The sequence below is a fragment of the Cellulomonas sp. ACRRI genome, assembly GCF_022346185.1.
Taxonomy (GTDB): Bacteria; Actinomycetota; Actinomycetes; order Actinomycetales; family Cellulomonadaceae; genus Cellulomonas.
In genome coordinates this window covers 1-5722 of sequence record NZ_JAKRMS010000187.1, presented here as the reverse complement: position 1 = coordinate 5722, position 5722 = coordinate 1, and the positions used below count along the sequence as shown (strand labels likewise).

Sequence of the window (5722 nt, the reverse complement as noted above, 5' to 3'; positions counted from 1 at the left end):
TGTTCGTCGGCGCGCGCCACGGCGTGTACGCCGCGGACGCCCCGATGCTGCTGCCGGACTTCCCCCCGGAGTCGAACGGCACGCACGCCTACGACGGGGGTGCCGTCGGGGTTCTCGTAGGCCGCGCGCGTCCGGGTCTGGTGATCGCGATGGCGCAGTTCTACGCCCCCGCCGTGACGGCGCTGCACGCCGACGGCACCCTCGACCGCGACGGCAACCTCGCCGTCTGGGAGCACATCCTGGACGGCGGCGTCGACGGCATCGTGCTCCTGGGCAGCACCGGCGAGTTCTTCGCCCTGCGGCCCGAGCAGAAGCGCGAGCTGATCGACCTCGCCGTCGAGCACGTGCTGCCGCGCGGCGACCTCATCGTCGGCACCGGCTGCCTCCGGGTCGACGACACCGTCGAGCTCAGCCGGTACGCGCTGGACGCCGGGGCGCCCGCCGTCATGGTCGTCAGCCCGTACTACTTCGCGCTCGAGGACGCGGCCGTCGAGGCGTACTTCTCCGCGGTCGCGGACCAGGTGCCCGGCGACGTCTACCTGTACAACTTCCCCGCCCGCACCGGGTACGACGTGGGACCCGAGGTGACGCGCCGGCTGCTGCGCCGGCACCCGAACATCGTCGGCTACAAGGACACCGTGCTCGAGGTCGGCCACACCCGGCGGCTGCTCACCGAGCTGCTCCCGGAGTTCCCGGAGTTCCGGGTGTTCGCCGGGTTCGACGAGAACCTGCACCACGTCGTGACGTCCGGCGGCGCCGGGGCCATCGGCGGGCTGGCCAACCTGTACCCCGAGTACTGCGCGGCGTACGTGCGGGCCGTCGACTCCGGCGACGCGGCCGCGATCGCCGTCGCCCAGCGCCGCATCGACGTGCTCATGGGCGTGTACGCGCTCGGCGCGCCGTTCTTCCCGCTGCTCAAGGAGGGCATGGTCGGCCGCGGCGTCCGCCTCGAGCACCACTCGACCGCGCCGCACCTGCCGGCCACGCCGGAGCAGGCGGAAGCGCTCGCCGCGCTGATGGCGACCGTCGAGGACCTGCCGTGACGTCCTGGGAGGGCCTGCTGGAGCCGCACGACGGCATCTACGCCCTGCGCTCGCACGCCGACGGGCCGTCCGGGCGGCTGCCGCTCACCGCGCGGACGCTGCGCGAGTCGCCGAGCGGCGACGTGTTCGGCATGACGCAGAACGCCGGCATGGGCTGGCCCCGGGCGAACCTGCTCGGGCCGCAGGTGATGATCGTGTCGACCGCCGGCGGGCTGCGGTCGGAGACCGGAGAGCCGATCGCGCTCGGGCTGCACTCGGGGCACTTCGAGCTCGTCGACCAGGTGCGCGCAGCGGCCGAGACCGTCGCGGCCGAGGGCGGGCTGCCGTTCGCCACGTTCGTCTCCGACCAGTGCGACGGGCGGTCCCAGGGCACCACCGGCATGTTCGACTCCCTGCCGTACCGGAACGACGCCGCGACGGTCATGCGCCGCCTCATCCGGTCGCTGCCCACGCGGTCCGCCGTCCTGGGCGTCGCCACCTGCGACAAGGGCCTGCCCGCCACCATGATGGCGCTCGCGTCCCAGCACGACCTGCCGACCGTCCTGGTGCCCGGCGGCGTCACGCTGCCGCCGACCCGCGGCGAGGACCTGGCGCGCGTGCAGACGATCGGCGCCCGGTTCGCGAACGGCGAGCTCTCGCTGGAGGACGCCGCCGAGGCCGGCTGCCGCGCCTGCGCCTCCCCCGGCGGCGGCTGCCACTTCCTCGGCACCGCCGGGACCAGCCAGGTGGTCGCCGAGGCCCTCGGCCTCGCGCTCCCGCACTCCGCCCTCGCCCCGTCGGGCGAGCCGGTCTGGGCCGAGGTCGCGCGGCAGTCGGCGCTCGCGGTGCTGCGGCAGCGCTCGCTCGGGCTGACCACCCGGGACGTGCTCACCCCCGAGGCGTTCGAGAACGCGATGGCCGTGCACGCCGCCATCGGCGGGTCCACCAACCTGCTGCTGCACCTGCCGGCGATCGCGCACGCCGCGGGCGTGCCGCGGCCCTCCGTCGACGACTGGCTCCGGGTGAACCGCGCCGTCCCCCGCCTGGTCAGCGTCCTGCCGAACGGTCCCGTCCAGCACCCCACCGTCCGGATGTTCCTGGCCGGCGGCGCCCCGGAGGTCATGCTGCACCTGCGCGACCTCGGCGTCCTGCACCTCGACGCGCTCACCGCCACCGGCGAGACCCTCGGCACCGTCCTCGACTGGTGGGCCGGTTCCGAGCGCCGTGCGCGCCTGCGGCAGGTCCTGCGGGACCAGGAGGGCGTCGACCCGGACGACGTCATCATGAGCCCGCCCGCGGCCCGCCGCCGGGGACTCAGGCCGACGACCGCGTTCCCCACCGGCAACCTCGCGCCCGAGGGCTCCGTCATCAAGTCCACCGCCATCGACCCGGCCCGCCTCGACGGGGACGTCTTCGAGCACGTCGGCCCGGCGCGCGTGTTCACGTCCGAGGCCGCGGCCATCGAGGCGATCAAGGCCCGGGAGGTTGCCCCTGGCGACGTCATGGTCGTCATGGGCGGCGGGCCGCTCGGCACCGGCATGGAGGAGACCTACCAGGTCACCTCCGCCCTCAAGCACCTCAGCTACGGGCGGGACATCTCGCTGATCACCGACGCGCGGTTCTCCGGCGTCTCCACCGGCGCGTGCCTCGGGCACGTCGGTCCCGAGGCCCTGGCCGGCGGGCCCGTCGGGCGGCTCCGGGACGGCGACCTGGTCCGGATCCGCGTCGACGTCGCCGGGCTCGAGGGCAGCGTGGACTACGTCGGCGACCCCGAGGCCCCGCTCACCCCGGAGGAGGGCGCGCGGGTGCTCGCGGCGCGGGAGCCGCACCCCGGGCTCGCCCCGCACCCGCAGCTGCCCGACGACACCCGGCTGTGGGCGGCGCTGCAGGAGGCCAGCGGCGGGACGTGGGGCGGGGCGGTGTACGACGTGGACCGGATCGTCGAGGTGCTCGCCGCGGGGGTGGCGGCGCTGGACGGGCCGGGGGGCGAGGGCTGACGGGGCGCTCCGGGCTCCGGCCGGGACGAACGCCCGGGGAGGTCCTCACGCGCCGGGCCGGTCCTCCGCCCCGTGCTCGAGGTCCCGCACGCGCCACACCACGTCGAGCGCGGAGCTGGTGCCGCTCCGCTCGACCCGCTCCACGACGAAGCCCTCGCGTTCGTAGAACGCCCCGGCCCGGGTGTTGCTCGCGAAGTGCTCGACGGACAACCTGCTCGCGTCGGGCGGCAGCCGCCCGATGACGGCCTCGATCAGCCGGGGACCGAGCCCCAGCCCGCGGTGGCTCGGGTCGACGTAGAGCTTGTACAGGACGTGGTCGGCGCCGTGGCGCCCGCGCTGCACGACACCGACGAGCCGGCCCCCCGCCTCCGCGACGACGACAAGACCTGCCGACACGGCGGGCTCGATCTGAGCCTCGCCCCACCAGCGCGACACCTGCCACTCTGCGGCTGGGGCGCCGATCAGCGGCGCGTAGTGCGACGGGATGTGGGCCGCGCCGAACGCGCAGATCCGCCCCACGTCATCGCCCGCCGCATCACGGATGGCGACGACGTCGCGTTGAGTCATCCTGCCCCCGCCCCCTGCTCGAGCTGCTCGAGCTGCTCGAGCTGGTCGAGCTGCTCGACCATCATCGACACCGCCGCGGCGCTCGTGCCGAGCGACACGCACGCAGCGACAACCGGGAACGACGAAGCGGGCGAGAGCTCATCGCTCTCGCCCGCTTCCGATGTGGAGCTGAGGGGACTCGAACCCCTGACCCCCTGCATGCCATGCAGGTGCGCTACCAGCTGCGCCACAGCCCCGTGAGCAGGCCTTCCGGCCGTCTCCCGTCCCGCTGAGCGGGCGTCCTGAACTCTAATCGAACGGCGCGGAAGATGCGAATCGGCTGGTCAGGCCGGGTCGCGGACCTCCTCGTCCATGCCGCGGTCGACGCGGTCCGGGCCCGCGTTCCAGTCGGAGGACGCGTGCACCGGGCCGACGTTCAGCGCCTCCAGCCGCCACGCCAGGCCCGAGCCGGGGCGACCGGGCTGGACCTCGGCCCAGTGGGCGTTGGACATGCCGGAGACGCCCTTCCACTCCGCCGGCAGGCCGAGCAGCCCGACCAGGCCCAGGGTGATCGCGGCGCCGTGCGACACCACCACGAGCGTGTCGTCGGCCTCCAGCGCGCCCGCCTGCTCCTCGATCGCCCGGATCATGCGGGCCTGGACCTCCGCGCGGGTCTCGGCGCCCACGCGCTCCGGCTCGTGGCCCGCCCGCCAGGCGGCGTGCTGCTCGGGCCAGCGCTCGGCGATCTCCGCCGACGTCAGACCCTCCCAGTCGCCGAACGACCGCTCGCGGACGCGCGCGTCGGTGTGCACGGGCAGGCCGGTGCGCGCGGACAGCGCCTCCGCCGTCGACCGTGCCCGGCCGAGGTCGGAGGCGATGATGCGCGTCGGGGCGTACCGGCTCGCGAGCGCCGCCGCCGCCGTCTCCGCCTGCCAGAGGCCCACGTCGTCCAGCGGGATGTCCGACTGGCCCTGCAGGCGCGCCGCGGCGTTGTGCGCGGTGCGCCCGTGCCTCCAGAGGACGACGCGCCCGGCGGTCACTCCCCCGCCTCGTCGCCCTCGGGGGTGCCGTGCACGTCGGCCGGCAGCTCGATGACCGGGCAGTCCTTCCAGAGCCGCTCGAGCGCGTAGTAGGTGCGGTCCTCGGCGTGCTGGACGTGCACGACGACGTCGCCGAAGTCGATGAGCACCCACCGGCCCTCGGACTTGCCCTCGCGGCGCAGCGGCTTGGCGCCGAGCTTGTGCAGGGCCTCCTCGACGGCGTCCACGATCGCGCCGACCTGGCGCTCGTTGGTGCCGGAGGCGATCAGGAACGCATCGGTCAGCACGAGCTGGCCGCTCACGTCGAGGGCGATGATCTCCTGGGCCTTGAGGTCGGCGGCGGCGCGGGCCGCCGCCACGGTGAGCTCGATCGCGCGGTCGGTTGCCGACACGGGTCTCCTCGGTGGTTCGGGGTGCGGATGGTGCGGGTCAGGGGGCGGGCGCGGCGTCGAGCACCGCGGCCGCGAGAGCGGGGACGTCGGACCCGGCGGCGCCCGACGCGGTGTTCGCGACGAGGATGACCAGGAAGCCGAGCACGAACGCCACGACCGCCAGGATCACCCACTGCAGCCAGGTGTAGGGCAGCGGGCGGCGCAGCCGCTCGGGCTGCTCGTCGATCTCGTCGATCTCCTCGTCCGCGTCGATGCCGCGGAGCATGTCGCCGGTGGCGTCGGTGATCTCGGCCTCGTCCTCGGGCAGCGGCGCGGGCGCCATCGCGCGCAGCAGGCTCTGCCACTGCGGGACCGGGGCCTCGTCGTCGTCGGACACCGCCTCCGGCCGCGCGGTGGGCCGGGCCGGTGCGGGAGCGGTCGCGGAGGCGGCCGTCTCGGGCTCGGCGGGCGTCGGGCGCGCCCCGGTCGTGCGCGCCGGGGTCGTGCGACCCGGGCCGGTCCCGGGCTGGTCCCGCATGGGCGGTGCGGCGGGGGCCGCTGGGGCGGCGGCGGAGCCGACCGCGGGGAGCGCCGACGTGCCGGTGCCGCCGGCCGTCCCGGCGGCCGGGCCGGAGTCGCCGGCGAGCGGGCGCCAGGACGCGCCTCCGGCGGTCCAGGACGCACCGGGGCCGCGCTGCTGCGCGGGGGCCGGAGCGGCGGCGGAGGAGGCCGGGGCGGCGGAGGAC

General features: G+C 75.6%; 5 protein-coding genes, 1 tRNA gene and 1 pseudogene. 2 read left to right on the top strand and 5 right to left on the bottom strand.

What is annotated here, in order from left to right; all coding sequences use genetic code 11:
• Positions 1-1043: dihydrodipicolinate synthase family protein (locus tag MHY85_RS19925; protein WP_239199941.1), on the top strand; the 1043-nt coding region annotated here is incomplete at its 5' end.
• Positions 1040-3019: a YjhG/YagF family D-xylonate dehydratase gene (locus MHY85_RS19920; protein ID WP_239199940.1), complete on the top strand. Its 1980-nt coding sequence runs from the start codon at positions 1040-1042 to the stop codon at positions 3017-3019. The genes MHY85_RS19925 and MHY85_RS19920, both read left to right, overlap by 4 nt.
• 45 nt (positions 3020-3064) lie before the next feature.
• Here the strand turns inward: MHY85_RS19920 and MHY85_RS19915 are convergent, their stop codons facing one another.
• From MHY85_RS19915 to MHY85_RS19895, 5 genes and pseudogenes are all read right to left on the bottom strand, one after another.
• On the bottom strand, positions 3065-3586 hold the full coding sequence (locus tag MHY85_RS19915) for a GNAT family N-acetyltransferase (protein WP_239199939.1): 522 nt from the start codon (positions 3584-3586) through the stop codon (positions 3065-3067).
• Between the two features lie 163 nt (positions 3587-3749).
• A tRNA-Ala gene (locus MHY85_RS19910) sits at positions 3750-3822 on the bottom strand.
• 87 nt (positions 3823-3909) lie between these two features.
• Positions 3910-4605: a histidine phosphatase family protein gene (locus MHY85_RS19905; RefSeq protein ID WP_239199938.1), complete on the bottom strand. Its 696-nt coding sequence runs from the start codon at positions 4603-4605 to the stop codon at positions 3910-3912.
• On the bottom strand, positions 4602-4997 hold the full coding sequence (rsfS, locus tag MHY85_RS19900; protein WP_239199936.1) for a ribosome silencing factor: 396 nt from the start codon (positions 4995-4997) through the stop codon (positions 4602-4604). Before rsfS ends, MHY85_RS19905 begins: the two co-directional genes overlap by 4 nt.
• Before the next feature lie 37 nt (positions 4998-5034).
• Positions 5035-5722, bottom strand: a pseudogene (locus MHY85_RS19895) (hypothetical protein); the annotation flags it as partial.